Raw genomic sequence first — 24,772 nt, 5'->3', positions numbered from 1 at the left:
TCGCCTCGGTGCTCCTGCACCATACGCACCGCGCGCTCGCGCACCTCGGGTGAGAACTTGTTCGACTTCTTGTTCATGGCTCCATCCTCTCAGAGAAAAGAGCCTCCTCAAATCCCGGGGCGATTCACAAAACCCGTGCCCCATAGGGCTGCTCAGGGTTGCGAGTGCTACTTCGCGTCTTCAGCAAGCAGTCCCTCTTGATGGGAACCGGCGGCGGGCGCGTAGGACGGCAGCACCTGCGAGACCGGTCGTTCCGGTATACGCGGCATCGACTCATCGAATGACTGCAAGGTGACAGAGACCCTGAATAGCGGTGCCGGCAGCGACGGACCGCAACCGCTGCCTTGCCGTCCTTCCGGCCAACCCCCCCTTCACCGCGCGCACCCTGTCACAAGGCAGCCACCTCCCCCGTCTTGTCGGTGTCATTCCACACCGTCAGAGGAAACATGAAGCCGAGAATCGATTACGCAGCAGCAGCCCCGAAGGCCTACCAGGCCCTCCTGGCCCTGGATGCGCACGTGCGCGCGTGCGGCATCGCGCCGTCGTTGCTCGACCTGGTCAACGTTCGTACGTCGCAGCTCAATGGGTGCTCGCTGTGCATCTACCTGCACACGGCCGAGGCGCGGCAGCGAGGGGAATCCGAAGAGCGCCTCTACCTGTTGAGCGCCTGGCGCGAGTCATCGCTGTACAGCGACCGGGAGCGCGCCGCCCTTGAATGGGCAGAGACGCTGACGCTGGTGTCGCACACGCACGTGCCTGACGAAGTCTATGAACTCGTTCGACCGCATTTCAGCGAGGAAGAACTGGTGAAGCTGACGATCGCCGTCGGCTCCATGAACGCGTTCAACCGGCTGGCCATCAGCATGCGGGCCGTTCACCCGGCCCGCCATACGGCCTGAACAGGCCGAGCCGGTGCCTGTGGCGCCTGCGCCTTTGGCGTGTTCCCTACTGCACCCCAGGGGGTGTGCCCGGGGCCTGCGCCGCGGCGGTGTGGAACTTCAGGGCCACCAGCAGCGCCAGCGCGGCAACGCAGATGCCCGTGGCAATGCTTGCGGTGCTCAAGCCGGCAAGAAAGGCATTCTTGGCCTGCTCGACCAGGCCAGGCGGCAGCTGTGGCGCCACCGACATCGCGGAAGCCAGGCTGTCGGCCACCGTCTTCTGCAGCGCCGGGTCCAAGGTGGCGGGCAGTTGGTCGGCCAGGCGCGCCCGGTACACGGCGGTGGTCAGGCTGCCGAGTGTCGCGATGCCCAGCGCCAACCCGAGTTCCTGAACGGTTTCCGAAATGGCCGAGGCGGCGCCGGCTTTGTCGGCCGGTGCGCTGCCGACCACCAGGTCTGTTCCCAAGGCAGCGATGGTGCCCAGGCCCAGATAAACCAGCGAGAAGGAAGCCGTGGCCAGCGCAATGCCGCAGCCGAACGGGGCCAGTTGCGTCAGCAGGAAGTAGCCGACGACCGAGCACCCCAACGCCGCGGCGATGACGTCCCCGGCCCGCAGGCGCCTGGCCAGCAATGGCGCAGCGATACCGGCGGCCAGCATGGCGAGCGCCGGCGGGCCCATCCACATGCCGGCTGCCAGGGGCGACAGCCCCACCACGAGCTGCAGATACTGCGTCACCAGCAGCATCGTTCCCCCGACGCCTATCAGTCCGATCAGCAGGACGGCCAGGGCAAGCCGCAGGGACCCGTTGGAAAGCAGTGTCAGGTCGACCATGGGGTCTGCCAGCCTGCGCTGCCGCCGAACGAACAGGACCATGGCGGCAGCCCCCAGCACCACCGGTAGGACGGACCCATGCGACAGCCCGTCTTTGGCGGCCTGCTTGACGCCATAGATGATGGGCAGCAACGCAGCCAATGAAAGCGCCACGCTTTGCAGGTCCAGGCGGCCGTGGTGCGGGGCACGGTACTCCGGCAGCAGCAGCGGTGCGCCGGCAAGCACTAGCACCGACACCGGCACCGCCACCAGGAATGCCGCACCCCACCCGTGGTGCTGCAGCAGGGCCCCACCCACCACGGGCCCGGCGGCCATGCCCAGCGCAAACATGGTGGCCCACACGCCGATGGCCAGCGCCCTTTGGCGCGGGTTGACGAACATCGTGGTGATGAGCGCCAAGGTAGAAGGCATCAAGGTGGCGCCCGCGACACCGAGCGCGGCGCGGGCGGCGATCAGCATCGCCGGGGTCGTGGAATAGGCCGCCACCACCGACACGGCACCAAACGACACCGAGCCGATCAGCAGCAGCTTGCGCCGCCCGATGCGGTCGCCGAGCGTGCCCATCGTGACAAGGAAGCCGGCGATCATGAAACCGTAGGCGTCCATGATCCACAGCACTTGTGCACTCGTGGGCCGCAGGTCCACCGCCAAGGCGGGCATGGCCAGGTGCAGAAGGGTCAGGTCCAGGCCCAGCAAGATGGATGGCAGCGCCAGCAGCGCCAGGCCGGCCCACTCGCGCGCGCCTGCCTGCCCCTGGCGGGAAGGGGCGTGGCCATCCATGTTTTCCTCGGCGGAAGGGGTGTCGCAGCGCGCAGTCAACGGTGGGCTCCTGTGGCTATTGGGGTCAGCGGTTGCAGAGCGCCAGATATTCGGAGGAACATCCAGGGCCAACAAGTCAAGGCGTTATCCCATTACTGCCACTGATAGCCATGGTGTCGCGTAGCCCCTCCCGCACGAAGCCGGACCTCGCAGAGTTCCTGAAGCAGAAACGACAGAGACTGACGCCTGCCGACGTCGGCTTGAGCGCCGGCGGGCGGCGACGCACGCCCGGGCTGCGCCGGGAAGAAGTCGCTGCGATGGCCGGTGTCGGGTTGACCTGGTACACCTGGTTCGAGCAAGGGCGCGACATCCAGGTGTCTGAACAGTTCCTGCTGAGCCTGGCGTACGCGCTCAAGCTGGACGACATCGAGTGCAGCCACCTTTTCATGCTGGCTCACAGGCGCCCCCCGCGCCCGGAAGTCCACCCGGGCGCCACGGTCCGGCCGCTGGTTCAGCAGCTGCTCGACGAACTGGGCGCAAGGCCCGCTTATGTGTGCAATCTGTGGTGGGATGTCATCGCATGGAACGAGGCAGCCGATCGGCTGTTCGGCCTTGAAGATGCAGGCCAGAACGCACGCAACCTGCTGCGACGGGTGTTCGCCGACACTCGGTTCCGGCGGCGCATGCCCGCATGGAACGAAGACGCGCGCAAGCTGCTGGCGCAGTTTCGGCATGACTTTGCCGTGGCATCGGACGACCCGGCAATGACGTCGCTGATCGACGAGCTGCGAGCTGCGTCAGCGGAGTTCCGGTATGGGTGGCGGGAGCACCTGGACGGCGATCACGCCCGAGGCATCGGTTCACTTCTTGCGGCAGACGGCACGCCGCTCAGTTTCGAACACGAGTCCCTGGTCGTCGACGAGCACCGTCATTTGCGGTTGGTCATCTACTTTCAGCATCAAGGTCCGCGAGCACCGGCCCTGCAGCAGCTTCGGGCCGGCAGCAAGCTCGAGGTTTAGGAGGCTGGGCGGCAGCAGGGTAGCTGCTGACGGCCGTTGAAGGTTGAGGCAAGTTCCAAGTGGCTCGATGGCGCGAGACGTGACCGCTCTCAGGCGTGTGCCGGCGAGTTCATGACCGGCCCCCCTTCGTGTCGCGGCGCGGAAGCCGTGACGCGGAAGATGGCAACGAGGTTCGACAGGTGCTGAGCCTGCTGATCCAAGCTCGCGGCTGCCGCGGCAGCCTGCTCGACGAGCGCCGCGTTCTGCTGCGTCCGGTCGTCGATGTCGCGAACGGCGCTATTGACCTGCTCGATCGCATCGCGCTGTTGATCCGACGCGTGCGCTATCCCCGCAATGAGCGACTGCACCGACGCGACGCTGTCCAGCGTACCCTGCATGGTTCCGGCGGCCTGGCTGACCAGCGAGTCGCCGCGGGCCACGGCCTGTGCCGACTCCCCGATCAAGACCTTGATTTCCTTGGCCGCGGTTGCACTGCGCTGCGCGAGCGTGCGCACCTCGGCGGCGACGACAGCGAAGCCGCGGCCCTGCTCACCGGCACGGGCGGCCTCGACAGCCGCGTTGAGCGCAAGGATGTTCGTTTGGAACGCAATGCCGTCGATCACCGCGGTGATGTCGGCAACGCGCTGTGAAGCGCCGCGGATCTGTTGCATGGTCTGCTCGACCTGGCCCATGACCTCGCCGGTCTGCGCCGCAACCTCGGTGGCTTTCGAAGTGAGGCCGTTGGCCGATGCAGCGCTCGCTGCGTTGCTGCGTACGATTTCGGTCAGGCCGTCGACCGTGGCGGCCGTTTGCTGCAGCGAGGAGGCCTGCTGCTCGGTGCGCGACGACAGTTCCCTGTTGCCGCTGGCGATCTCCCGGGAGGCCGTCGCGATGGAGCCGACCGATTCGCGCACCTCTTGCACCAGGCGTGCCAAGTGACCTGACATGTGCTGCATCGCTCGCAGCACGGCAGCTGGCTCGTCACGGCCATGCGTTTCGAACCCGATGCTGTCTGACAGATCGCCCTCGGCCACTCGTTGTGCGTACCGTACGGCTTGCGACAGCGGCTGCGTGATCGAACGGGTGAGCCACAGCGCGAAGCCAATGCCAAACAGGATGGCGACGCCGCACAGGACGGCCGCGGCGGTGTTGCGCGAGATCGCATGCTGCCGTGCCTCTTCCAGCGCGGCCTGCTGACTGTGCTGCTGCAACTTGAGCAGAGCGTCCAACTCCAAGACCCACTGCTGCTGCACCGGGGCGAGTTTGTCCAACAGCACCTTCGCTGCGCCTTCGGCATCGAAGGCGTTCGCAAGGTTGAAGGCTTCAGAGACCAGCGGCTCCGCTTGCGAGCGCCAGTTCTGTGCGCGCTCAAGCGCAGCCGTCTCCTCCGCGACAAGCGGGCGGCCCGCCAGGCTGGACTCTGCTCCTCGGTAGGCCCCCAGCCGCGCCCCGAAGGACTCGCGCTCCTTGTTCATCAGGGGCACGTCGGTGAGCAGGGCAATGTTGCGAACGTGAGTGCCCGCCTCCAATACCGACACCCGCATTTCCTGAACGAGTGCCGTCTTTTCACGGCTGCTGACGACCGCTTCGGTGATGCCCACCAGCGTCTGGTGCGAGTTCCATACCCCAAGGGCGGCAAGGGCCGCGGTGATCGAGAACACGCCGGCGAACCCCACCTGCAGTCTCGTGCCGATACGGGCATGCCTGAAGTTCAGCATGGTGTCCTCCGGCCCCGGGTTTCAGCGGTAGACGCCTACGCCGACAACCGCAGGCGCACCGTCCAGTCGCCGCACGTAAGAGGTCTTTTGTTCCACCTTCTTGGTGGTCGGATTGGGCCAGTCGTAGTCTGTCCAGGCGCTGCCCTTGGACTGAGCCGCCGCCAGATACTCCTTGACGAAGGCCTTGCCGTTCTGGTCCTTGAGCTCCATCAGGTTCTTGCCGACGAGGCGCTCGTTGGCGCCGTTGGCCAGCATCACGCCCTCAAAGCTCGTCGCAAAAACGTAAAGATCCTTGTGGGTCCACGTCGGCCGGTCAGTCATGAAGTCCTTGAAGGCTTGCTCGGTGCCTACCTGCTTGGCGTGTGCCACAGCCTTGTCGACCAGCGCCTTCGCTTCGTCTCGGCTGCCTCGTTCCTGGGCGAAAGCCGACATGCTCAGAACGGCGGTGGCAGTTGCGACCAGCGAAAGGAAATGCTTGCGGTTCATGTTTCTCCTCGTTTGGTGGGACCTTCTACTCTTTCGGCGCAAGCCGCCGCGACTTGAGCGCGGCGCAAATTGCGCTGGGAACGAGCTCGTGAGGAAGTCACGAATCGTCAGGGGAGGCTGGGGCCCTACCATCACGACTTGCTTCCTGGGACGCGCTCAAGCATGAACACACCATCGCGGCCAACCGACGCACGGCAGACGGGTCGATCCGCCATCCAGATCGGCGCTCTCGTACCGCTGACACCGCCCGGCTGGGTGCACGCCGGCCGGCACCTGCTCGCCGGGCTCCAACTGGCGGTTCACGAAGTCAATGCCGCCGGCGGTATCGCCGGAAGGCCGCTCGAGCTGGTCGTCCGCGACACCGCCGCTGACCCGCAAAAGGCCGCGGCCGCCATCGATGAACTGGCGGGCCTGGGCGTGGCGGCCGTGGCGGGCGAATACCACAGCGTCGTTGCTCGCGCCGCGGCGGCCAGGGCCGACGCGCTGGGGCTGCCCTTCCTTTGCTCGTCTGCGGTGCTCGACGCGCTGACCGAGCAGCCGACGCCATGGGTGGCGCGGCTGGCGCCGGTGCAGTCACGCGGGTGGCAGATGTATGCGGACTTCCTGCTCGGCCAGGGCCACCGCCGCATCGCGTTGGCCACCCAGCCCAGTGTCTACTGGGCCGCCGGGGCCGGCGTGCTGCGCGACCACGTCGCGCCGCGCGGCGGTACGGTGGTCGAGCTCGACATGCGCGAGCTCACGCCCGCGGCGGTGTGCGACCGGCTGGTGGACGAGCGGGCCACCGCCGTGCTGCTGCTGGTGGGCTACCCCGAGCCGGCGGTGGCCCTCGTGAAGGCCGTGCGCGGCGACCCGCGCCTGGCCGAAATCACCATCGGCGCGCCGGCCGGCCAACCCGAGTTCGCCGAGTGGGCGGCGTGGCTGGGCCGCGACGGCGCTGCCGTTCCGTTCCTGCGCTACCTGCCGCAGCACCTGGGTCCCCTGGGGGACCGGGTGTCAGCGGCCTTGCACGCCAGCCTGGCGGAAGCGCCTTCGTTCGTTGCCTTCGAGGGCTACGACACGGTGGCGGTGCTGGCCGAAGTGCTGCGCGCTCACGACACAGACAGGGAGCGCATTGCCGCCGCCTGGGCCGACGTGGCGGTCGAAGGCACGCGCGGGCCGATCCGGTTTTCCCGCATGCCGGGCATCGGCGTGTGGCAATGGGCGTGGGCGCCCATCCAGGTGGTCGACCGGGACCCGGCCGAGCTGGGCCGTTTCCGGGTGCTGCACGCCGGCTGAAGGGCGCACTCAGCCCGCCTTGGCGTCCAGCTCGAAGGCCGGGGGCTGCCGGCCGTCCACGTCGGTAAAACCGTACTCGCGTGCCAGGTCGCCCACGCGCAGCACCTCGCCGGTACGCGCCATCACGTTCGGGTCGCTGGCCAGTGCCGCCACCGCACGGCCCACATACCGCGGCGATTCGGTGCGCGCCAGTGCCGGGCGCTGCTGCCAGTGGGCCTCGTCGGTCTGGTGGCCGGCCAGCACGAACTCGGTGCGCATCCACCCGGGTGACACGGCCACCGAAGCCACGCCGTGCGGCCGCAGTTCCTGCGCCATGCCGTAGGCCAGGCGTGTCATGGCGGCCTTGGCCAGGTCGTAGAACAGGTTGCCCATCAGGTAGCGGTGCCGGTCCCAGAAGGTGGTGGTGACGATCAGGCCCTGCCGGCGCTGCAGCATCAGCGGTGCGGCCAGGCGGCTGGCCAGCAGGTGGTTGCGCACGCCGCGGTTGAACATGGCGTCCCACGGGTCCATCGGCCGTTCCCAGAACGGGGCCTGGAAGACGCCGTCGAACACCTCGTGGCCGCCCCAGGCGTTGTTCACCAGCAGGTCGAGGCGGCCGTCGTGTGCTTGCGCCACGCGGTCGAACAGGGCCGCCACTTCGTCGTCGCGCGTGTGGTCGCAGCGCACCGCAATGCCGCGGCCGCCGGCGCGCGTCACGTCGTCGGCGGCGTCCTCGATGCTGCCGGGCACGGCCTCCATCTTCGACAAGGCCAGGATCTGCCCGTAGGCCGACGCCGGCTGCGCGCGCGTGCTGCGCCCGGTGACGTAGACGGTCGCGCCAGCGGCGCCCAGTTCAACCGCAATGCCGCGGCCGGCGCCCCGCGTCGCGCCGGTCACGACGGCCACACAGTCCTTCAGTGGTGCCATGGCAGCTCCTGTGGAAGACAAGGGTAGGCACCTTAAACACGGTTCACGCGCCCGTCTTGGAAAAACCCGAAACACCGCGCTATGCCGTGAACTGGCCCGGCGTCAACCCGCAGATGGCGCGGAACTCGTTGACCATGTGGGCCTGGTCGTGAAAGCCCGCGGCGGCGGCCAGCTCGGCCCACGCGGGCGGGTGCGGCTGCCGCAGCAGGCGCACGCAGGCATGGAAGCGCGCCAGCCGGTGCCAGGTTTTCGGGGTGAGGCCCACATGCTCGCGGAACAGCTGCTCCACGCGCCGCTCGCTCACGCCCAGCAGGGCAGCGGCTTCACGCACCGGGCGGCGCGCCTGGCTGCCGCACAGCCCTTGCATCGCCGCATGGGTGCGCCGCTGTTCCGTTGCATCGAGGGTGGGGCGCCCTTCGGCCAGCACCCGCCACAGCACGGCGATGCGCTCCGGCGCCGTGGCCGCCTCCTGCAGGCGTTGCACCAGTTGGCGTGCGGGTGCCGCGGCCACGTCTTCCCATGCATGGCTGCGGCCGGCCAGTTCGTGGGCCGGAATGCCCAGCAGTGCACGCGACGCCCCCGGGCGCAGGGTGAGCGACAGGCCCTGCATGTCGCCGCGGTGCGTCAGCACGACGGCCTGCGCGTCGGGGCCGACCACGCGCACGGTCGGCACATCGCCGCACGCATCGACGATGAGGCGCAAGGCGCCGTCGGGCAGCACCCGCTCGGTGACCTGCGTCCCCTCAGGCAGCCGCTCCTCGTAGGCCATGGCGTTCGCCACGTAGGGCGCCAGCCCGGGCGGCACGGCGAATTCCTGCATCGTGCCCACCGGGACCGTGGTCTCGGGGGCATACAGCGGGTCGTCGGCAAGGCGCAGGAAAAGTCGGTCGGCCATGGGCCCATCTTGCACCGTCGACAGTGCCGGCGCCAAGCCGGCCGCTGCGCAGTGTTTGCGCAGGCGCGGCGACAATGGCCCCATGTCCGAGCCGCTGCACCTGCTGGTCGAAACCAAGATGCCCTATGGCAAGTACAAGGGCACGCCCATCGCCGATCTGCCGGGCAACTACCTGAACTGGTTCGCCCGCGAAGGCTTTCCGGCGGGGCAGTTGGGGCGGCTGCTCGCGCTCATGCACGAAATCGATCACAACGGCCTGACGGACTTGCTGGCGCCGCTGCGCCGCGGCCGGTGAGCACCGCATGAAGGTGCACGTGCGCGAAGACGAAGTCGAGTTCACCGCGATGCGCGCGCAGGGGCCGGGCGGGCAGAACGTGAACAAGGTGTCGAGCGCCGTCCACCTGCGTTTCGACATACGCGCTTCCTCCTTGCCGCCGGACGTGAAGAACAAGCTGCTGGCCTTGCCCGGGCGGCGCGTCAGCAAAGACGGCGTGCTGGTGATCAAAGCCCAGACCGAGCGCAGCCAGGAGCAGAACAAGGCGCTGGCGATGGAACGCCTGCAGCAGATCGTGGACGCCGCGGCGCAGCCCGAGAAGGTGAGGCGGCCGACCAAGCCGACCTACGGCTCGAAGCAGCGCCGCTTGCAAGGCAAGGCGGTGCGCTCGGAGGTGAAAGCGGGGCGGCGCAAGCCGGACGAATGAGGCGCTACCGGCTTCTGCCACACTCCGCGCCCGGAGGGCAAAGTCCATGAGCAGCATGCAAGGCCGCACCACAGTGCGTGCGTCGCCGGTGTCGGCGGCGCTGAAGTTCGAGCGCGGCGTTCGGGCCGACCTGCGTCACCGCCGGTGGGTGCGGTGCCATGTGTTCCTGATCGGGCTCGTCACGTTCGCCGTGTTGTGGGGCACATCGCACACGCTGATGGTGGCCGGCATCGAGTCGATGGCGCTGCGCCACGGCCTGGCGCTCGTGGGTGCGTACGGGGTCTATCTGGGGCTGCTGTGGGTGTGGTGCCGGTGGCTGCTGTCGCGCGACGAAGGCTCGCTCGACTTCGGCGATGCAGGGTTCGACCTGCCTGCGTCATCGGGCGGCGGCGGCGGGCCGGCCGACGTGGCGGCGCTTCGCTCCGGCGGGGGCGGTGACTTCGGGGGCGGCGGTGCTTCGGGCAGCTTCGGCCCGCCCGATGGCGTCGTGGGCGACACGTTGTCGGCGGCCGCAGACGCCGTGGGGGGTGCCGACGAGGGGGTGGTGGTGCTGGTCCCGCTGGCCTTGGTCATCGGGGTGGCGGTGGCGCTGGCCTCGGCACTGGGGTTTGCGGTCTTCGGGCTTTTCGGCGTCGAGGTGCTGCTGGGCGTGGCGGTGGAAATCGCGTTCGCTTCGGCCGGCGGCGCCCTCGCGCTGAAGGCGCAGCGCGAGGGGTGGCTCAACCACGCCGTGCGGCGCACGGTGGGGCCGATGGCCATCGTGCTGACGGCCACCGTGATCACCGGCCTGGCCATCGCTCACTGGCTGCCCGACGCAAAGACGCTGCCGCAGGCGCTGCAGCGGATCTTCTGACCGAAGCGGCCGGGCGGCGTGCCCGGCAATGGCCGCGCTTGCCTGGCGACGGCGCTCGAACTGTCAACTGTCTCAGTTGCTCAACCGACGAGCGACATCAACCATGTTTGCGGGTGGCACCCAGGGCCGCGGGGTTGCAGCCAACGGGTTGTCCGGCCGACACAGCGAACGAGGTGGAGCGCATGGCGAAGATCACCGATGCCTCTGAATGGGAGCTCGTCAAATTTCTGGATGAGACTTTCCAGCCCGACGCCGAAAGCAACGTGACCATCGCGCCCACCGAGAAGATGCGGGACATGGTCGTGTTTGCGAAGCTGGCGCGGTTTCTTTCAGACAACGACCAGATCAAGCAGTACGCGCGCCTGCTCTCCAAGGAGCTGGAAGGCGAGTACAGGAAGCAAGAGAGGCATGTCCACGACGGCGACGCGTATCGGGTGGTCGGGGCCTTTTCTCTGGCGCTCAAGTCTTTCGCGCCGCACTACGGGTTCAGCGGGGAGCTCTACATCCTCAACGGGCAACTCAGTTCCCAGCAGTTCGCAGAAGTCCTCTCGAAGAAGATTCTGATCCGCGACCTTTTCACCCGTCCGCACGGGGAGTTCACTCACACGATTCAATGGCTGCTGCTGGCATATGCCTTCGGCGACAGCATCCCGCAGTACTACGCCAAATCGGTGAAGTACAAATCGGTGAAGAACTTCGACGCACAAGGCGGCCCCAAGCGCATCTACATGTGGAACTTCCTCGTCGATTGTTTCGACGGGGCCGAAGACTACCCGCAGAACATTTTCTGCAAGACGTTCCGGTGTCCCCAGATCTTCACGGAACGTCTCGGCGCGGTGCTGCCCCAGCAAGCATGGCTTGGCGAGTTCATCTCCCGTCGCCGCAACAAGGGGCTGAAAGCAGGGCCCGAGGCCTGGGCAGGGGGCCCCTACGTCGGCGGCCGCACGATAGGGATGAATCAGGCCTATCTCGACCGCACGGTTCCCGACCTGCAAGGCGGCAAACCCATCGCTGCCTACGAGCAAGTTGCGCCCAACGTCTACAAGAAGGCCGTCGTCGAACTGCGGCGCCTTTAGCGCAGGTTCGAACAGCCGGCCACCCGGCGCCCGGGCCCACGCGGGCCGCAGCTTTGCCCAGCAATCGATCAGCGTGCTTGTGCAGACTGCGGCGCGCGCTCGGCAGCGGGCCGGGGTTTGAGCGCCCACACCAGCAGCCCCGCCGAGGCCGCCCACAGCAGCGCCGTCAGGGCGTCCGGCCACGTGGCGCCGCCGGCACGCAGCGCGGCTGCACCGCCGCTGGCCACCAGCGCCAGACGAGCCAGCGACGCACCGGCCAGGCTCGACGAAAGCGCGCCGCTGAAGCGGCCTTCGCGTCCCACATGGCCCATCGCCAGCGCGGCCATGAAGCCGCCCGCGAGCATGGCGGCCCAGGCCATGCCGGCCACCGCCTGCGCCGCGGCCAGCAGGGCCAGCGAGGGCGCCACCGTGCCGCCGACGACGGCGGCGGCGACCAGCGCGGCCGCGGCCACCCATCGCAGCTCGCCCAGGCGCGGCGCCAGCTTCATGGCCGGCCACAGCGCCAGGTTAAAGCTGGCCCAGAACACTGGCAGCCACCACACCAGCGCTTCGGCCGGCACGAAGCGGCGGAACTGCGCCGCCGCGCTGACGCTGGTGTGCAGCTGGAACGCCAGCGCGGCCAGCAGCGCGGCAGCCAGCAGCTGCGGCCACCGCGTGTCCCGCGCGCCCGCCGCAGGCCGCGACGCCGCGGCCGCGGCCGGCGTGCGCTTGCGGCGCGCCGACTGCTCGGCGGCCGCCATCGCCAGCGCCGCGGCACAAACGCCCAGGCTCGCCACGACGAAGGGCAGGCGCGCGTCCTGGCCCTTGAGCACCAGCGCCAACCAGGGGGCCAGCGCGGCCGCCAGGCCCAGCCCCAGCATCGCCAGCGCCACCATGGCCGGCTGGGCCGGCCGGGTGGCATGGCGGCCGATCAGGTTCATGGGGGGCGCTCGCAGCGCCGAAGAGGTCACGGTCCACAGCAGCGTGACGGCGATGAAAAGCGCCGGCGAGCCCTGGGGCGCGAGCACCGGCAACGACACGAAGGCCGCGCCGGACACCAGCGTGGACCCCACCAGCCAGGGCCCCAGCCGCGCGTGCAGGGCCAGCACGCGGTCCGAAGCGACGCCGCAGGCGTAATCGGCCAGCACGAACACCAGCTGGTCGAGCATCAGCAGCAGCATCACCGTCGACGGCTGCAGGCCCGCCTGCTGGGCCAGCGTGGGCAGGAAGACGACATAGACCGTCCAGCTCAGCGCCAGCGTCAGCTGGGCTGCCGCCACGGTCAGGCCCAGCTTGAGCGGGAGTGGGGCAGCGGCGTCAGACATGGCGGTTCAGCATAAGCGATGGTGGCCCGCATGGTGGGTGCATGGGGCCGCTTCAGCCGTGTGCACCGAACTGCTCGAACAGCTCGAGCAGCCTGCTTGCAGCGGGCGAGAGAAAGCCACCCCCCCGGTAGGTCACGACCAGCCGTCGCCGCATTGCCGCGCCCTTCACCGGAACCTCCTTGAGGCCCGGAATACGGGTCTTGCCTTCGAGGTGGTGGCGCGAGATGAAGCTCAGCAGCTCGGTCTGCACGATCAGCGCCGGGAGCGTCAGCAGCATCGTGGTCTCCACCTGCACGCGCGGGCGCGCAAGGCCGAGGCGATCGAACGTATGGTCGAGCCAGTCGCGTGTGGGTGCACCGGGCGGCTGCAGCGCCCACGGGTAGGCCGTCAGGTCCCTGAGGGTTGCGCCCGAGCGAAAGACGGGGTGCTTCGCGCTTGCCGCCACGACGATGGTGTCTTCAGCCAGGGCCTTGGAGATCCAGCCGGCCTCGGCAGCGCTCTCGGTGCCCACCATCAGGTCCAGCTCGCCGGCGAGCAACTGCGGCCTCAAGGAGCCGATCAGTCCGACCACCGTGCGCAACGTCACCGCGGGCGCTTCCTTCAGCAGTTGCCTGGCCACCGCCGGCAGCAGGAACTGCGCGGCTGTCGGCACGATGCCGATCCGCACGTTGCCGACCAGGCCGGCGCCGATCGATTGGAGTTCGCGCTTGGCGTCCTCGACGTCGACGCGCATGCGCTGCGCCCACTTCAACAGCACCTTGCCGGCTTCGGTGAGACGGATGCCGCGGCCGGACCTTTCGAACAGCGCCGTGCCGCAAGCGGCTTCCAGGCGCCGGACGCTGCTCGTCAATGCAGGCTGGGTGCGGTGCAGGCGAGCCGACGCGCGCCCCAGGTGCTGCAGTTCGGCGATGGTCTCGAAGTAGCGCAGGTCTCGCAGATCCATTGCAAAAGTTCCATTGATCGATGGGAAGAAAGTATCGATTGGAATGTACGACTTCCGGAACTGATACTGGGCAGCAGACCCAGCGCCGCAACTGTCACCAGCGAGCGCCCGGGGCATCAAAGGAGACACCATGTCCATGACCCGACAGCTTCTGCTCGCGCTGACCGCCGCCACACTCACCAGCGGTGCCTTTGCGCAATCCTGGCCCACCAAGCCCATCCGCATCGTCGTGCCGTTCCCGCCGGGCGGCGGCACGGACATCATCGCCCGCGAGACCAGCCAGCGTGTCGCCAAGGCCACCGGCTGGACCTTCGTGATCGACAACAAGCCCGGCGCCGGCGGCAACCTGGGCGTCGATTCAGTGGCGAAGTCGCCCGCGGACGGCTACACGATCGTGCTCGGGCAGACGAGCAATCTGGCCATCAGCCCGACGCTGTACCCGAAGCTGCCGTACGACCCGCAGAAGGACCTGGCCCCGATCGTTCTGGTGGCCAATGCGCCGCTGGTCGTGGTCACCAGCATGTCGGCGCCGTACGGAACCCTGGCCGATGCGGTCGACGCAGCCAAGGCCAAGCCGGGCTACATCAACTTCGCTTCCCCTGGCAACGGCACCGTGGCGCATCTGGCGAGCGAGATGTTCCAGAAGGCGGCCGGCGTGAAGATGCAGCACGTGCCGTACAAGGGGGCGGCGCAGGCGATGACCGACGTCGTCAGCGGCACCGTGGAGCTGTACATGTCGTCGGTGCCGACGCTGCTGGGCCAGATCAAGCAGGGCAAGCTGCGGCCGCTGGCCGTCACCTCGACCAAGCGAGTAAAGGACCTGCCTGATGTGCCGACCATCAACGATTCCGGCTACAAGGGTTTCGATGCCGTCACCTGGTTCGGCTTCCTGGCCCCGGCCGGCACGCCGAAGGACGTGGTCGCAAAGTTGAACACCGAGTTCAACAAGGTGCTGAAGGATCCCGAACTCGTCAAGCGACTGAGTGACGAAGGCGCTGACGCGGTGGGCGGCACACCCGAGCAGTTCGCCGCCTTTATCAGCAAAGAGACGCCGCGCTGGGCCAAGGTCGTGAAGGACTCCGGCGCCAGGGTCGACTGACCACTGCCCGCTGCCGGGCCCGGCCCGGCGTGGCCCCCGATCAATCAAGGAGATTTGCATGAGTCAAGCCGCCGCGTTGCCCGACGTGATCCGCGACTTCGAACGGGTCGATGCCGGTGTCGTCGCGCAGGCCGCGCAGTTCGCTTCGTCGGTCCTGGCAGACGTGGCCGGGCGCCGCGGTGCGATGCACGGCCGCATTGCGCCTCTCGCGCCGTCGATGCGCTTCGCCGGCCCGGCGTTGACGGTCGAGGTGCGGCCGGGCGACAACCTGATGATCCATGCCGCGCTGGCGGTGGCGAAGCCGGGCGACGTGATACTCGTGGACGGCAAGGGCGACCTGAACAGCGCCCTGATGGGCGAGATCATGAGCCAGCAGGCGGCTGCCCTCGGTGTGGCCGCCGTCGTGATCGATGGTGCCGTGCGCGACAGCGAGGCGATCCGGGCACTCGGTTTCCCGATGTTCGCAGCGGGGCTCAATCCCAACGGGCCGACCAAGAACGTCGCGGGCCGCCTGAACCACCCGATCTCGATCGGCGGCGTGACGGTGAGGGCTGGGGACCTGGTGGCCGGCGATGCCGACGGCGTGACGGTGATCGAGCGCGAGCAAGCCCTGGCGATGCTGCGGCTGGCGGCGGACAAGGTCGCCGCGGAAACCAGGCGCATGGCCGACATCAAGAGCCGCAGGGCATTGCGCCCGGTCTGGCTCGACGGCGCGCTGCGGGCAGCCGGCGTCATCGGTGAAGGCGAAACGCTGTGAGCGCCGGCAAGCCCGTCTTCCTCGTCACCGGCAACGACCTCGCCGCCGAGGCGCTCGCGCTGCTGGAGAACCACGAAGTGATCTACGCCGGCAGGGCGCCGACCGAGGATGACATCGTTGCGCTGTGCCAGCGCCACGACCCGGTCGCGATCATCGTGCGCTACGGCAAGGTCGGTGCCGCTGCGATGGCCGCCGCACCCAGCCTGAAAGTGGTCTCCAAGCACGGCAGTGGCACCGACACGATCGACCAGACGGCCGCCGCTGCGCGCGGCATCCGGGTCGTCGCAGCTGCGGGTGCCAACGCGGCGGCCGTGGCCGAGCATGCGCTGGCGCTGCTGCTGGCCTGCGCCAAGTCGGTGGTGGTGCAGAACGCGCGCATGCATGCCGGCTACTGGGACAAGGCCACGCACAAGAGCGTCGAGCTCGAAGGCCGCACGGTGGGCCTTGTCGGCTTGGGCGCGATCGGCGTGCGCTTCGCGCGCATGGCCGATGCGATGGGCATGCGTGTGCTGGGATTCGATCCGTACGCGAAAGACCTGCCGGCCTGCATCGAGCGCGTGGACATGGAAACCCTCTGGCGGGAGTCGCACGCGATCTCGCTGCATTGCCCGTTGACGCCGGACAACGCCGGGCTGCTCAATGCGCGGACGCTGGCCGCATGCAGGAGGGGCGTGATCATCGTCAACACCGCCCGTGGCGGCTTGATCGACGAGTCGGCGCTGCTCGCAGCCGTGCGCAGCGGCCAGGTCGGCAGCGCGGGGCTGGACAGCTTTGCCGTCGAGCCGATGGCCGCGTCGCATCCGTTCCACGGCGAGCCGCGCATCACGCTGAGCCCGCACATCGGTGGGGTTACGGCAGACGCCTACGTCAAGATGGGTGTCGAGGCGGCGAAGAACGCGTTGGCTGTCCTGCACCGCTGAAGAGACGATGGCCGCGCCCCTGTCATGGCTTCGGCGGGACCCGGTCGGCGACCGGGACCCTTGACGCCTGTCGGCATGCAACGGGCGGAGGTGAGCACCGCCCTCGCAGCGTGTCAGTAGACCGAGCCGTAGTTGCCGGTCGAGTAGCCCCCCGAAGCCGCGGGCTTGGCCTGCGCGGACGCGGCCGCCTTGCCGCGCACCACGTGCCAGACGCCGCCCGACTTGTCGCCGTTGACGTCGCCGTCCTGGGCGTCGCCGACGAAGTAGTACAGCGGCTGGCCTTCGATGCCCCATTGCATGCCGCCGTCGGTGCGCGCGTGCAGCGTCAGGTTGCCCTTGGCCTGCGCGCCGGCCTTGGCCAGGAAGGGCGGCCAGGCCTTGGCGCAGGCGTCGTAGCAGCGGCTTTCGCCGCCGGCGTCCTTGTCGAAGGTGTACAGCGTGCGGCCGGCCTTGTCGCGCAGGATGCCGTCCTGCTCGGTGGTTTGGGCGGCGGCCAGGCCGGCAGTCAGTGCGGCGGCGGTCAGGGTCAGGGCGGTGAGGATGCGGTTCATGGCGTGTGCTCCTTGAGAGGTTGAAGAGAGCGCCGGCCACCTCGCCGGCACAACGCCACTGTGCGCGCCGACCTGTCCTGTTGTCGTGGGACTGCAGTCCCGCCGTGGGCCCCTGCCGAGGGCGTAGCCGGGACGGATGTCCCGAGCGGCGCTATCTGTGCCGGAGCGCGGGGCGCAGGGTGTGCAGCGCAAGGGCTGCAAGGGCCGCGAAGGCCGCGAACCACACCCAGGTGGCGGGCCGCTCGAAGTCGAACAACGCCCGGTGCAGCAGGCAGGCCAGCAGCACGCCCACGCCCAGCGCTGCGAGCGACTGCTGGGCCGGCCGCTGCACGTAGCGCCTGCGCTCGCGCGCCACGCCCCAAGCCGCCACGCCGGATGCCAGGAAGGGGCCGGCGTAGGCGGCTGCCAGTGCGGGTGTCAGCTTCCAGGGCCAGACGGTCACGGCCAGCCCGGGCCAGGCCAGCAGCACCAGCGCCGCGACCGTGGCCGCCAGTGCCACGCCCTGCCAGGCGCGCGCGGGGTGTTCGGCCGGGGCATTGCTTCCGGTCGGCCGGCGCAGCAAGGCCGTGGCGCCAACGGCCAGCAGGCCCCAGCCTGCCACCCATGCCGAGGCGGTGCTGCCCAGGCCCGAAGGACCGGGCTGCAGCAGCACGCCGGCCGCGCTGGCTGCGCACCAGGCCGCTACGGCTGCCATCGGCATGCGCAGGGCATGAGGGTCGAGCGGGCGCAGCGCCACCAGCAGTTGCAGTGCCAGTGCCAGGTGCATCACGCCCACGCAGCGCGCATGCAGCGCCGGCATGGTCCACGGCAGCACCTGCGACGCCAGCGGCGGCCAGCCGAGGCACAGCACGCCGGTCAGCGCGGCGGCGGCGGCGGCGACCGCGCAGTACCGGCGGCCCCAGGTGTCGTGTTCGGGATAGCCCATGGTCGAGGTGGCGTGTGTGTCGGCCGCAGTGTCGCAGATCGATGTGCATCTGCCTTGGGGCGCCGGTCCCAGCGGCCCTCGCGGCAGAACCCCGTGTGAGAATCGCCGCTGCCATGTCCGAGCCCACCCAGCAGATCCGCTTTGCCCGCAGCCGCGACGGCACCCGCCTGGCTTATGCGGCGTCGGGGACCGGGCCGGTGCTGATCAAGGCCGCCACCTGGTTCTCGCACATCGAGCACGACTGGGACAGCCCCGTCTGGCGGCACATGCTGCACGACCTGTCGGCGCGCTACCGCCTGGTGCGTTTCGACGAGCGCGGTTGCGGCCTCAGCGACTGGCACGTGCCGTCGCTCAGCTTCGACAGCTGGGTCGATGATCTGGAAACGGTGGTCGACGCGCTGGGCACCGAACGTTTTGCGCTGCTGGGCATTTCGCAGGGCGCGGCGGTGGCCATCGCCTACGCCGCGCGCCACCCCGAGCGCGTGAGCCACCTGGTGCTGCATGGCGGCTATGCGCGCGGTCGCCTGGTGCGCGCCAACGGCCCGCAGCAGGTGGAAGAGGCGAACATGATGGTGCGCATGGCCGAGCTCGGCTGGGGCAAGAGCGACCCGTCGTACCGCCAGTTCTTCACCACGCAGTTCATTCCCGGCGGCAAGCCCGAGCAGCACCAGTGGTTCAACGAGCTCAAGCGCATCTCCACCTCGCCCGAGAACGCTGCGGGTTTCATGCGCACCTTTGCCGAGATCGACGTCACCGCGCTGCTGCCGCGCGTGCGCTGCCCCGCGCTGGTGTTGCACAGCACACGTGACGTGCGTGTGCCGTTCGACGAAGGGCGCTACCTGGCCGCGCATCTTCCCAATGCCGAGTTCGTGCCCATCGACAGCGGCAACCATCTGCTGCTGGATCACGAACCCGGCTGGGCGCGCGCCTTGGCGGCCATCGAAGCCTTCCTGCCGCCCACGGCGGCGAGCCAGGGCACCGACGAGCGCATCGCCGGCCTGTCGCCGCGCTTGCTGGGCCTGCTCGACCTGATGGCGCAGGGGCGCGACAACGCCCAGATCGCCGCGGTGCTGGGCCTGGCCGAGAAGACGGTGCGCAATCACATCACGCAACTGTTCGACCGCCTCGAGGTGGAGGGCCGCGCCCAGGCCATCGTGCTGGCGCGCGAGAACGGGCTGGGGCGACGCGCGCCCTGAGGGCAGAGGACCAAGATCGCCCTCGACAGGGGGGCGAGCTGCTCAGGATCGAGAGAGACTCAGGAGCTTGCGAACGCGTCGACGAGGAAGTCGAGAAACACCCGGATCTTCGGCGCCAGGTGCTGGCGCGATGGAAACACCGCATACAGCGTGGTGTCCACGCTGCGCCAGTCGTCCAGCGCCGATTGCAGCCGCCCTGCGCGCAGGTCGTCCTCGACGTAGGGATGCGGTATCAGGCTCAGCCCGTAGCCCTCGCGCAGCGCATCGCGCACCGCCAGGCTCGACGAGACCGAATAGCGGGCTGCCACCGTGACGCGTTCGGTGCGGCCGTCTTTCGAGAAGGCCCATTCGTCCGCATGGCCCGAGAGCGAGAACCGCACGCACTCGTGCCCCTTCAGCTCGGCGGGCGTCGCCGGCGTGCCGCGGGCCTGGAAGTACGACGGCGCGGCGCACAGCACATGCGGCATGACGGCCAGCTTGCGGGCCACCATGCTCGAATCTTCCAGGTGGTCGCTGCCGCGGATGGCCAGGTCGTAGCCTTCGCGCACCAGGTCGACGCGCCGGTCGTCGAGGTGCAGGTCCAGCGCCAGCTCGGGGTAGCGCGACAGGAAGTGCGGAATGCACGTCGACAGCCGGGTGAGCGTCACGGTCATGGGCGCGCTCACGCGCAGGGTGCCGCTCGGCCCGGTCTTGACCGGGCACAGGGCCTGGTCGGCCTCGGCCAGCGCATCGAGGCCGCGCATCACGTGTTCCAGGTAGGTCTTGCCCTCTTCGGTCAGCGACATGCGGCGCGTGGTGCGGTGGACCAGCCGCGCGCCGACGTGCGCTTCCAGTTCGGCCATGTTCTTGCTCACGGCGGCCGGCGACAGGCCCAGCCGTCGCCCGGCCTCGGCGAAGCTTTGCAGCTGGGCCACGTGGCGGAACACTTGCAAGGCGGTATAGCGGTCCATGGCACTGTTCTCTGGTGGTAAAGTATTTCTTTCCCGCCGGGCGGGTTATCAACTGTCGGTGAATTTTCTACCCTACGGGGCTGATTCACCTTCCGTGTGAGCCCATGACCCACCCCACCATCGCGTTGATCGAGCGGCGCGTGTCCGCCAACCGCTTCGACCCGGGCCATACCTTGCCCGACGCCGAGATCGAGGCGCTGGTGCGGCTCGCCACCCGGGCGCCCACGGCCTACAACCTGCAGAACTGGCGCTTCGTCGCGGTGCGCACGGCCGGCGCCAAGGCGCGGCTGCAGCACCTGGCGCACGGCCAGGCCAAGGTGGCGCAGGCGGCCGTCACCTTCATCGTGTGCGGCGTGCTGCCCGAGCCCGCCGAGATCCCGGCACGGCTGTCCGCCTTCGTCGACGCCGGCTTCATGGCGGCAGAAACGGCCGCCGGCTGGCAGGAAGGCGCGCGGGCGCAGTACGCCGACGCCCGGACGGCGCGCGACGAAGCCGTGCGCTCGGCCACGCTGGGCGCCGCCACCCTGATGTATGCGGCCGAAGCGCTGGGGTGCGTGTCGGGCCCGATGGTGGGTTTCGATGCGCAAGGCGTGGCGCACGAGTTCGGGCTGGGGCCGAACGAGGTGCCGGTGATGCTGCTCGCGGTGGGCCGCGCAGCCCCGGGCAACTGGCCGCAAAAGCCGCGGCGGCCGCTGGCCCAGGTGCTGGAGTTTTCATGACCACCCGCACCACCGACCTGCTGCTGACCGCCATCGCGCCCGTCATCTGGGGCAGCACCTACGTCGTCACCACCGAATTCCTGGCGGGGTTTTCGCCGGTCACCGTCGCCATGCTGCGTGCCTTGCCGGCGGGGCTGTTGTTGCTGCTGATCGTGCGGCAACTGCCCACCGGCATCTGGTGGCTGCGCGTCTTCACGCTGGGCGCACTGAACTTCTCCATCTTCCTGAGCATGCTGTTCATTGCCACCTACCGGCTGCCCGGGGGCGTGGCCGCCACGGTGGGGGCAGTGCAGCCTTTGCTGGTGGTGTTCCTGGCCTACCTGCTGCTCGCCAGCCCGATCCGCGCGGGCGCTGTGGTCGCGGCGCTGCTCGGTGCCGGCGGGGTGGCGCTGCTGGTGCTCACGCCCCAGGCCGCGCTCGACCCCATCGGCATCGCGGCAGGGCTGGCCGGTGCCGGCTCGATGGCCTGCGGCACGGTGTTGAGCCGCAAGTGGCAGCCGCCGGTGTCGCTGCTGACGTTCACCGCATGGCAGCTCACGGCCGGCGGCCTGCTGCTGGTGCCGGTGGTGGGGCTGTTGGAGCCGGCCATGCCGGTGCCCACCACGGCCAACCTGCTGGCGCTGGCGTGGCTGGGCCTGATCGGCATGGCGCTGACCTTCCTGTTGTGGCTGCGCGGTATCGTCAGGCTGGAGTCTTCGTTGGTGTCGCCGCTGCTGCTGCTGAGCCCGGTGACGGCCGTGCTGCTGGGCTGGTGGTTCCTGGGGCAGTCGCTTACCGCGATGCAGACAGCCGGCGGCCTGCTGGTGGTGGGCAGCATCTGGTTGGGCCAGTATGCGTACCGGGCCCCCGGGCGCGCACTCAAGACAGCTGCCTGAGCACGAGGATGGAGCGCTCCGAGCGGGAGCGGGAAAGGACACCTGCATGAATCCGGAAGACGTGGTGCAGCGCCAGCTGGTGGCCTACAACGCCAAGGACCTGGAGAGTTTCCTCGCGCAATATGCCGACGACGTCCGGGAGTACCGGCCGCCTGCGAGCGAACCGTTCCTGGAGGGCAAGGCCGCCTTGCGGACGTACTACGGCGGCCAACGCTTCGTTTTGAACGGCCTGCACGCCGAGGTGGTGCAGCGCATGGTGGTCGGTAACAAGGTGGCTGACCACGAACGGATTGCCGGCATCCGCGACACGCCGGTGGAAGGCATTGCGCTGTACGAAGTGACCGACGGCCTGATTCGCAACGTCTGGTTCTACTCCGACGAATAGCCTGCCTTGCCGCTCAAGCGTCCCTGAGCAGCCGCCGTGGCCGCTCACCGATCATTCGGCCGTTCATCGGCAGGCGTCGAGCGACGGCGCCTCGTCCGCACCACGAGTGCCACGATGCCGGCCGCCATCAGGGCATAGGTGTGCGGCTCGGGCACGGCCGTCACGTTGAGCGCCACCCAGTCGCTGCCGTAGGTGAGCGTGAGCAGGTAGCGCTCAACGTCGACGTCGCTTACCAGTTCGTCGAAGCTGCCGGTGATGCCGCCGGCCGCCTGCAGCAGGCGATGGCTGCCCGGTCGCATGGGTGCGTAGGTGTCCAGCAGCAGCGTGCCGTCCAGTGCCGCCGTGCCGGTGACGTCCAGCCGCGACGTCTGATACCAGCCGGAGCGGGCTTCGAAGGTGGCGTCGTCGCCGAGGACCAGGTTGCCGTCAATGATGCCGCGGTCGTAGCCGGCGGTATGGAGCGTGCCGCCGAGGATCAGCACGTCGTCGGCGGTCAACAACCGGCCCACCCCGGTCGAGGCCGCGGCCTCGTTCTGCACATAGTGCCCCACCCGCACTTCGCCGCTGTTGATGGTCAGCCGGCCATGGTTGACGTGCTCGTCGCCGAGATCGAGGTGCGCGCGGTCGACCCAGACCGAGCCGGTGCCGGTGAGCCCGCCGCCTTCCATTCGGTACCACGCGGAAGGTGCCCGTGACGTCGTGGGATCGAAGCCGGCCGTGAGGGCCAGGCCTCCCTCGTTGTGCACCCCCTGCTCGAACACGATCACGGGTGCCGTGCGATCGCCGACGAAGGTGGCTTGCCCACCCTTGGCCACGAACCAGGTGCCGCTGCTGCTCATCCCGAGGCGCGAGACGCGCGCGCGGAACAGGCCTTCCACCTGTACGCGACCGGTGTTACTCCAACGGGTTTCGGTCGACCGGAAGAGATCGACCCGGCCCGTCCGGGTGACGATCAGTGCCCCGGTGTTGTCCCACGACTTGCCGCCCTGGAAATCGAGCGAACCGCTTTCCACCACCATGGCGCCGCTGTTGCGAAACGACGCGTGCTGCCCCACCCGCACGCGGGTGTTGCCGGCTTCTTTCCGGTACAGCCCGGCGAACTCGGCATCGGCGTGAAGTCGCAGTTCATGCCCCGTGGCCGTGGGCCGGTCGATGAAGGTGACGTTCTTCTGGATGCTCAGGGGGCTGAACATGTGCCAGTCGTTGGCGATCCAGAAACTGTAGGCCCCGAGGGTGAGCGAGCCCCCAGCGGCCATGACGTGCGTCGAGTTGCCGCTGAGGGTGGCTCCGCCGGCGGCCGTGATGCGGGGTGCCGTGCCTGTACCGCCGATGGCGCCGCCGGTCCACCGCAAATGGCTGACGGTGAGTGAACCGGGCCCGGCAAGCTCGCCCCCGGACAGGTGCAGCGAGTTCAGGCTCGACCCCTCGCCGTGCAGCTGCAGCCTGCCGCCCGATATCTCCAGCCGTGCCAGGCCCTGGACCCGCGCCGCCTGAAAGCTGCCCGAACGCAACACCGTGTCGGCATGGCCGAGCTGCACCTCGGTATCCGGCGCAATGGGCGCGCCGGCGCTCCAGTTGGCGTCGAGATCCCAGTAGGGCGGAGCGATGCCGATCCCGGCCCAGGTGGTGGTCAGTGCCCCGGCACAGGTGCTGGTCAGGCCGACGGCGAGAGCCGCGGCGGTGGAGCGCAGCCTGGGCCACTGCGCAGGGGAGCCTTGCGGTGCCGCACTGCGGCGGGTGAAGGATGAAGACCGACTGCCAAGGGCGTTGCTTGTCGCGTGTGACATCACATCTCTCGAAGTGGCCGGAGCAGGACCGCACACTGCCAGAGGGACGTCGGGGGGTGCCACGATATTGAAAGCAAGTGCAAGCCCATCAGGGCTGGCCCGCTGGCGACCCGCTCGATCGAGGGGGGCAGGCACGCGAGAAGTGCTGTAGCGTGACATGGCGTCGTCGCTCCAAGCGGCCTTACTTCGAGGAACGTTTCATGCGCAAAGCAGCCGCGGTCATTGCACTCGCTTTCTACTGGCCTGCCGCCATCGCCGATACCGCCTCGGCCAGTTTCTCGAACCTGACGCTGTCGGGGGCGGGCTGGGGAGAGGTCGGCGCCGGGGTCAGTGCGACAAGCCGAGTGCCCGGTTCCGATCAGCAAGGGTTCGATGACTACTTTCCCGGCTTGCCGATCGAGCCGTTGCAAGTCACGAGCGGCGGTCTCACTGCCCTGATGGGCCCGGGTGCGTCCACGTTCTTGCTGACGTTCGACGGATCGGTGCCGGGGTCGACGTACTACGGCTTGGTCGGACTCGGCTCCGACTACTCCGGAATGCGCATCGAGATCGCGCCTGGCGCCACCGTCACGCTGTCCGCCGATTTCAGCACCAGCATCACAAGAGACAGCAGCTGCACATCGATCGATTGCGTCGGCACCAGCTATGGCGAGCTGGGCTTCGCTGTTGCCGCGACGCAGTTTCCCGAAGTGGGCGAATTCGAGTACGCCGAAGACAACGATGGCTTCTCCCTCTACGAGTCCGGCACACTCGCGCGCCGGCTGGAGGCCTCCTATACAAACAACACCGACTCTTGGCGCTACGCGATGATGTTCGCGCGCATCTCGATCGAAGGCGCTGTCGCACCGATTCCCGAGCCGAGCAGCTACGCCCTGATGGCACTGGGCCTGGCAGGCTTGGGCTTCAAACTCAAGCGGTCTCGACGGTTGGTGTAGCGCGTCGCTGCCCCGAGGCCTTGCCTCGCGGCCACAGGCTCGGCGCGCA

General features: G+C 68.8%; 26 protein-coding genes. 15 read left to right on the top strand and 11 right to left on the bottom strand.

The features are described 5' to 3' along the window. The first annotated feature begins 446 nt into the window (after positions 1-446). Positions 447-899 (top strand): carboxymuconolactone decarboxylase family protein, encoded by a 453-nt coding sequence (locus M8A51_RS22970; protein WP_251780877.1) that lies wholly within the window; start codon positions 447-449, stop codon positions 897-899. Between the two features lie 46 nt (positions 900-945). On the opposite strand, the gene M8A51_RS22965 is transcribed toward M8A51_RS22970, so the two are convergent. After that, positions 946-2,490: an MFS transporter gene (locus tag M8A51_RS22965; RefSeq protein WP_251780876.1), complete on the bottom strand. Its 1,545-nt coding sequence runs from the start codon at positions 2,488-2,490 to the stop codon at positions 946-948. Between the two features lie 149 nt (positions 2,491-2,639). On the opposite strand from M8A51_RS22965, the gene M8A51_RS22960 reads away from it, so the two are divergent. After that, the gene (locus M8A51_RS22960) at positions 2,640-3,488 is read left to right on the top strand and encodes a helix-turn-helix transcriptional regulator (protein ID WP_251780875.1); all 849 of its coding nucleotides are present in this window, start codon (positions 2,640-2,642) and stop codon (positions 3,486-3,488) included. A gap of 89 nt (positions 3,489-3,577) precedes the next feature. Here M8A51_RS22960 and M8A51_RS22955 read toward each other — a convergent pair whose 3' ends face one another. Together M8A51_RS22955 and M8A51_RS22950 are read right to left on the bottom strand one after the other, a co-directional pair. Then, a complete protein-coding gene (locus M8A51_RS22955) occupies positions 3,578-5,185 on the bottom strand; it encodes a methyl-accepting chemotaxis protein (RefSeq protein WP_251780874.1) in 1,608 nt (535 codons plus the stop codon). 21 nt (positions 5,186-5,206) lie between these two features. Then, positions 5,207-5,671: a cache domain-containing protein gene (locus M8A51_RS22950; protein WP_251780873.1), complete on the bottom strand. Its 465-nt coding sequence runs from the start codon at positions 5,669-5,671 to the stop codon at positions 5,207-5,209. 162 nt (positions 5,672-5,833) lie between these two features. Here M8A51_RS22950 and M8A51_RS22945 point away from each other — a divergent pair, with 162 nt between their 5' ends. After that, positions 5,834-6,946, top strand: a complete 1,113-nt coding sequence (locus tag M8A51_RS22945; RefSeq protein ID WP_251780872.1) for an ABC transporter substrate-binding protein — start codon at positions 5,834-5,836, stop codon at positions 6,944-6,946. 9 nt (positions 6,947-6,955) lie between these two features. On the opposite strand, the gene M8A51_RS22940 is transcribed toward M8A51_RS22945, so the two are convergent. Further along, complete coding sequence (locus tag M8A51_RS22940; protein WP_251780871.1) at positions 6,956-7,852, bottom strand: SDR family oxidoreductase; 897 nt, start codon at positions 7,850-7,852, stop codon at positions 6,956-6,958. Between the two features lie 79 nt (positions 7,853-7,931). Further along, a complete protein-coding gene (locus M8A51_RS22935; RefSeq protein ID WP_251780870.1) occupies positions 7,932-8,747 on the bottom strand; it encodes an AraC family transcriptional regulator in 816 nt (271 codons plus the stop codon). Positions 8,748-8,829: 82 nt separating this feature from the next. Here M8A51_RS22935 and M8A51_RS22930 point away from each other — a divergent pair, with 82 nt between their 5' ends. The 4 genes from M8A51_RS22930 (at position 8,830) to M8A51_RS22915 (ending at position 11,377) form a co-directional block, all read left to right on the top strand. Further along, on the top strand, positions 8,830-9,042 hold the full coding sequence (locus M8A51_RS22930; RefSeq protein ID WP_251780869.1) for a DUF3820 family protein: 213 nt from the start codon (positions 8,830-8,832) through the stop codon (positions 9,040-9,042). A gap of 7 nt (positions 9,043-9,049) precedes the next feature. Further along, on the top strand, positions 9,050-9,448 hold the full coding sequence (arfB, locus tag M8A51_RS22925; RefSeq protein WP_251780868.1) for an alternative ribosome rescue aminoacyl-tRNA hydrolase ArfB: 399 nt from the start codon (positions 9,050-9,052) through the stop codon (positions 9,446-9,448). 46 nt (positions 9,449-9,494) lie between these two features. Further along, complete coding sequence (locus M8A51_RS22920) at positions 9,495-10,301, top strand: hypothetical protein (protein ID WP_251780867.1); 807 nt, start codon at positions 9,495-9,497, stop codon at positions 10,299-10,301. 182 nt (positions 10,302-10,483) lie between these two features. Continuing rightward, positions 10,484-11,377: a LirA/MavJ family T4SS effector gene (locus M8A51_RS22915; RefSeq protein ID WP_251780866.1), complete on the top strand. Its 894-nt coding sequence runs from the start codon at positions 10,484-10,486 to the stop codon at positions 11,375-11,377. 68 nt (positions 11,378-11,445) lie between these two features. Here M8A51_RS22915 and M8A51_RS22910 read toward each other — a convergent pair whose 3' ends face one another. Continuing rightward, entirely contained in the window at positions 11,446-12,681 is a 1,236-nt protein-coding gene (locus M8A51_RS22910) for an MFS transporter (RefSeq protein ID WP_251780865.1), read from the bottom strand. Positions 12,682-12,733: 52 nt separating this feature from the next. Then, entirely contained in the window at positions 12,734-13,624 is an 891-nt protein-coding gene (locus M8A51_RS22905; RefSeq protein ID WP_251780864.1) for a LysR family transcriptional regulator, read from the bottom strand. A 130-nt stretch (positions 13,625-13,754) separates the two neighbouring features. On the opposite strand from M8A51_RS22905, the gene M8A51_RS22900 reads away from it, so the two are divergent. The 3 genes from M8A51_RS22900 to M8A51_RS22890 are packed head-to-tail and all read left to right on the top strand — an operon-like array spanning position 13,755 to position 16,400. Next, the gene (locus M8A51_RS22900) at positions 13,755-14,723 is read left to right on the top strand and encodes a Bug family tripartite tricarboxylate transporter substrate binding protein (protein WP_251780863.1); all 969 of its coding nucleotides are present in this window, start codon (positions 13,755-13,757) and stop codon (positions 14,721-14,723) included. A 58-nt stretch (positions 14,724-14,781) separates the two neighbouring features. After that, entirely contained in the window at positions 14,782-15,480 is a 699-nt protein-coding gene (locus M8A51_RS22895) for an RraA family protein (RefSeq protein ID WP_251780862.1), read from the top strand. Continuing rightward, positions 15,477-16,400: an NAD(P)-dependent oxidoreductase gene (locus M8A51_RS22890; RefSeq protein ID WP_251780861.1), complete on the top strand. Its 924-nt coding sequence runs from the start codon at positions 15,477-15,479 to the stop codon at positions 16,398-16,400. Before M8A51_RS22895 ends, M8A51_RS22890 begins: the two co-directional genes overlap by 4 nt. Positions 16,401-16,513: 113 nt before the next feature. On the opposite strand, the gene M8A51_RS22885 is transcribed toward M8A51_RS22890, so the two are convergent. Next, complete coding sequence (locus M8A51_RS22885; RefSeq protein WP_368408591.1) at positions 16,514-16,951, bottom strand: hypothetical protein; 438 nt, start codon at positions 16,949-16,951, stop codon at positions 16,514-16,516. Between the two features lie 151 nt (positions 16,952-17,102). Further along, entirely contained in the window at positions 17,103-17,876 is a 774-nt protein-coding gene (locus tag M8A51_RS22880) for a hypothetical protein (protein ID WP_251780860.1), read from the bottom strand. 113 nt (positions 17,877-17,989) lie between these two features. Between M8A51_RS22880 and M8A51_RS22875 the strand changes: the two genes are divergently transcribed. Continuing rightward, on the top strand, positions 17,990-19,072 hold the full coding sequence (locus tag M8A51_RS22875; protein ID WP_251780859.1) for an alpha/beta fold hydrolase: 1,083 nt from the start codon (positions 17,990-17,992) through the stop codon (positions 19,070-19,072). Positions 19,073-19,131: 59 nt separating this feature from the next. On the opposite strand, the gene M8A51_RS22870 is transcribed toward M8A51_RS22875, so the two are convergent. Continuing rightward, on the bottom strand, positions 19,132-20,022 hold the full coding sequence (locus tag M8A51_RS22870) for a LysR family transcriptional regulator (RefSeq protein ID WP_251780858.1): 891 nt from the start codon (positions 20,020-20,022) through the stop codon (positions 19,132-19,134). A gap of 104 nt (positions 20,023-20,126) precedes the next feature. Here M8A51_RS22870 and M8A51_RS22865 point away from each other — a divergent pair, with 104 nt between their 5' ends. The 3 genes from M8A51_RS22865 to M8A51_RS22855 are packed head-to-tail and all read left to right on the top strand — an operon-like array spanning position 20,127 to position 22,001. Further along, positions 20,127-20,741: a nitroreductase family protein gene (locus tag M8A51_RS22865; protein WP_251780857.1), complete on the top strand. Its 615-nt coding sequence runs from the start codon at positions 20,127-20,129 to the stop codon at positions 20,739-20,741. Continuing rightward, positions 20,738-21,616, top strand: a complete 879-nt coding sequence (locus tag M8A51_RS22860) for an EamA family transporter (protein WP_251780856.1) — start codon at positions 20,738-20,740, stop codon at positions 21,614-21,616. The genes M8A51_RS22865 and M8A51_RS22860 overlap by 4 nt, the downstream gene beginning before the upstream one ends. Before the next feature lie 46 nt (positions 21,617-21,662). Further along, the gene (locus M8A51_RS22855) at positions 21,663-22,001 is read left to right on the top strand and encodes a nuclear transport factor 2 family protein (RefSeq protein ID WP_251780855.1); all 339 of its coding nucleotides are present in this window, start codon (positions 21,663-21,665) and stop codon (positions 21,999-22,001) included. A 44-nt stretch (positions 22,002-22,045) separates the two neighbouring features. Here M8A51_RS22855 and M8A51_RS22850 read toward each other — a convergent pair whose 3' ends face one another. Continuing rightward, positions 22,046-23,788, bottom strand: coding sequence for a PEP-CTERM sorting domain-containing protein (locus M8A51_RS22850; protein WP_251780854.1), 1,743 nt, complete (start codon positions 23,786-23,788; stop codon positions 22,046-22,048). Positions 23,789-23,988: 200 nt separating this feature from the next. Here M8A51_RS22850 and M8A51_RS22845 point away from each other — a divergent pair, with 200 nt between their 5' ends. Then, positions 23,989-24,723 (top strand): PEP-CTERM sorting domain-containing protein, encoded by a 735-nt coding sequence (locus M8A51_RS22845; RefSeq protein ID WP_251780853.1) that lies wholly within the window; start codon positions 23,989-23,991, stop codon positions 24,721-24,723. Positions 24,724-24,772 lie beyond the last annotated feature (49 nt).

The organism is Caldimonas mangrovi (assembly GCF_023721835.1).
GTDB classification, from domain to species: domain Bacteria; phylum Pseudomonadota; class Gammaproteobacteria; order Burkholderiales; family Burkholderiaceae_C; genus Caldimonas; species Caldimonas mangrovi.
The sequence above is the reverse complement of the archived record's forward strand: the minus strand, read 5'-3'. Positions and strand labels throughout refer to the sequence as shown.

Coding starts and splice junctions, on each gene's coding strand:
- M8A51_RS22945 (WP_251780872.1), top strand. CDS start 5,834: ATGAACACACCATCGCGGCCAACCGACGCACGGCAGACGGGTCGATCC.
- M8A51_RS22895 (WP_251780862.1), top strand. CDS start 14,782: ATGAGTCAAGCCGCCGCGTTGCCCGACGTGATCCGCGACTTCGAACGG.
- M8A51_RS22870 (WP_251780858.1), bottom strand. CDS start 20,022: ATGGACCGCTATACCGCCTTGCAAGTGTTCCGCCACGTGGCCCAGCTG.
- M8A51_RS22860 (WP_251780856.1), top strand. CDS start 20,738: ATGACCACCCGCACCACCGACCTGCTGCTGACCGCCATCGCGCCCGTC.
- arfB (WP_251780868.1), top strand. CDS start 9,050: ATGAAGGTGCACGTGCGCGAAGACGAAGTCGAGTTCACCGCGATGCGC.
- M8A51_RS22940 (WP_251780871.1), bottom strand. CDS start 7,852: ATGGCACCACTGAAGGACTGTGTGGCCGTCGTGACCGGCGCGACGCGG.
- M8A51_RS22875 (WP_251780859.1), top strand. CDS start 17,990: ATGTCCGAGCCCACCCAGCAGATCCGCTTTGCCCGCAGCCGCGACGGC.
- M8A51_RS22905 (WP_251780864.1), bottom strand. CDS start 13,624: ATGGATCTGCGAGACCTGCGCTACTTCGAGACCATCGCCGAACTGCAG.
- M8A51_RS22920 (WP_251780867.1), top strand. CDS start 9,495: ATGAGCAGCATGCAAGGCCGCACCACAGTGCGTGCGTCGCCGGTGTCG.
- M8A51_RS22965 (WP_251780876.1), bottom strand. CDS start 2,490: ATGGATGGCCACGCCCCTTCCCGCCAGGGGCAGGCAGGCGCGCGCGAG.
- M8A51_RS22930 (WP_251780869.1), top strand. CDS start 8,830: ATGTCCGAGCCGCTGCACCTGCTGGTCGAAACCAAGATGCCCTATGGC.
- M8A51_RS22910 (WP_251780865.1), bottom strand. CDS start 12,681: ATGTCTGACGCCGCTGCCCCACTCCCGCTCAAGCTGGGCCTGACCGTG.
- M8A51_RS22855 (WP_251780855.1), top strand. CDS start 21,663: ATGAATCCGGAAGACGTGGTGCAGCGCCAGCTGGTGGCCTACAACGCC.
- M8A51_RS22845 (WP_251780853.1), top strand. CDS start 23,989: ATGCGCAAAGCAGCCGCGGTCATTGCACTCGCTTTCTACTGGCCTGCC.
- M8A51_RS22915 (WP_251780866.1), top strand. CDS start 10,484: ATGGCGAAGATCACCGATGCCTCTGAATGGGAGCTCGTCAAATTTCTG.
- M8A51_RS22970 (WP_251780877.1), top strand. CDS start 447: ATGAAGCCGAGAATCGATTACGCAGCAGCAGCCCCGAAGGCCTACCAG.
- M8A51_RS22865 (WP_251780857.1), top strand. CDS start 20,127: ATGACCCACCCCACCATCGCGTTGATCGAGCGGCGCGTGTCCGCCAAC.
- M8A51_RS22955 (WP_251780874.1), bottom strand. CDS start 5,185: ATGCTGAACTTCAGGCATGCCCGTATCGGCACGAGACTGCAGGTGGGG.
- M8A51_RS22900 (WP_251780863.1), top strand. CDS start 13,755: ATGTCCATGACCCGACAGCTTCTGCTCGCGCTGACCGCCGCCACACTC.
- M8A51_RS22850 (WP_251780854.1), bottom strand. CDS start 23,788: ATGTCACACGCGACAAGCAACGCCCTTGGCAGTCGGTCTTCATCCTTC.
- M8A51_RS22880 (WP_251780860.1), bottom strand. CDS start 17,876: ATGGGCTATCCCGAACACGACACCTGGGGCCGCCGGTACTGCGCGGTC.
- M8A51_RS22885 (WP_368408591.1), bottom strand. CDS start 16,951: ATGAACCGCATCCTCACCGCCCTGACCCTGACCGCCGCCGCACTGACT.
- M8A51_RS22960 (WP_251780875.1), top strand. CDS start 2,640: ATGGTGTCGCGTAGCCCCTCCCGCACGAAGCCGGACCTCGCAGAGTTC.
- M8A51_RS22935 (WP_251780870.1), bottom strand. CDS start 8,747: ATGGCCGACCGACTTTTCCTGCGCCTTGCCGACGACCCGCTGTATGCC.
- M8A51_RS22950 (WP_251780873.1), bottom strand. CDS start 5,671: ATGAACCGCAAGCATTTCCTTTCGCTGGTCGCAACTGCCACCGCCGTT.